Origin of the sequence: Vibrio sp. 10N.222.49.C9, from assembly GCF_041474985.1 — a bacterium.
GTDB classification, from domain to species: Bacteria; Pseudomonadota; Gammaproteobacteria; order Enterobacterales; family Vibrionaceae; genus Vibrio; species Vibrio crassostreae_C.
Genome location: NZ_JBFRVD010001067.1, coordinates 1 through 433 on the forward strand (window position 1 = coordinate 1; position 433 = coordinate 433).

Consider the following 433-nt stretch of genomic DNA (forward strand, 5'->3'; position numbering starts at 1 on the left):
CTGTTTAGATTCTCCGTACACTTTATAGATTACGATAGATAACACGGCGCAAAGCGCCATCATAGTCAGCATTGGCCAACTTTCATCGCCCGGTAAATGAGCCACAATAAAGCCCATTAAAGAGCCAATACCAAAACGTAAGGTACCCGCAATGGATGAGGTCGTGCCGGCCATGTTCGGGTATTTATTTAGCAATAGCGCCATACCATTACTACCAATAGTGGAAATGGTACCCACATAAAACATCACGCAAGGCACGATAAAGACCAAACCAAGATCAGCCACCCAGCAGATGAACAGACCTATCCCTGCCAGTAGCTGAATTGTCAGCCCAAACATGATCATCTTGTTTGAGCCGTACTTCTTCACCACCCTGCCATTTAGCGTAGTAAACATCACTAAGGTTAAAACATTCAGGCCAAATAAGTAGCCG

At 45.0% G+C, this 433-nt stretch carries 1 pseudogene; it reads right to left on the reverse strand.

What is annotated here, in order from left to right:
* Positions 1-433: pseudogene (locus tag AB4585_RS26920) on the reverse strand (Bcr/CflA family multidrug efflux transporter); the annotation flags it as partial.